The organism is Lyngbya aestuarii BL J, assembly GCF_000478195.2.
Classification (GTDB): domain Bacteria; phylum Cyanobacteriota; class Cyanobacteriia; order Cyanobacteriales; family Microcoleaceae; genus Capilliphycus; species Capilliphycus aestuarii.
On the sequence record NZ_AUZM01000427.1, the window covers coordinates 1 to 307 of the forward strand.

The 307-nt window shown below is 51.5% G+C and carries 1 protein-coding gene; it reads right to left on the bottom strand.

What is annotated here, in order from left to right; all coding sequences use genetic code 11:
- On the bottom strand, positions 1 to 307 hold a 307-nt coding region (locus tag M595_RS28800), incomplete at both ends, for an efflux RND transporter permease subunit (protein WP_023070076.1).

Here is a 307-nt window from a genome sequence, read left to right on the forward strand (position 1 = left end):
AAAAAAAAAAACCCCGCCAATATTGGGAGCAACCCCCGGTAATTTTAAAAACATTTCCCGCAGTTCCTTAACGCTGGCTTCGCGATTTTTGAGCGCAATATCGCTGAGTTCGACATCAACATGAGCCATATTTCCCCCCGCCCCGTCCGCATCGCCGGGAGTTCGCCCCGCCCGCACCTGCACCCATTCATAAAGGGGATTATCCTGGAGCGAGTTAGACAGCGCCATCCCCGCCCGGTTGGTCATATCCAGAGAAACCCCCGGATACAATACCATTGAATTGACCAACGATTTCTCTTGAAATTCG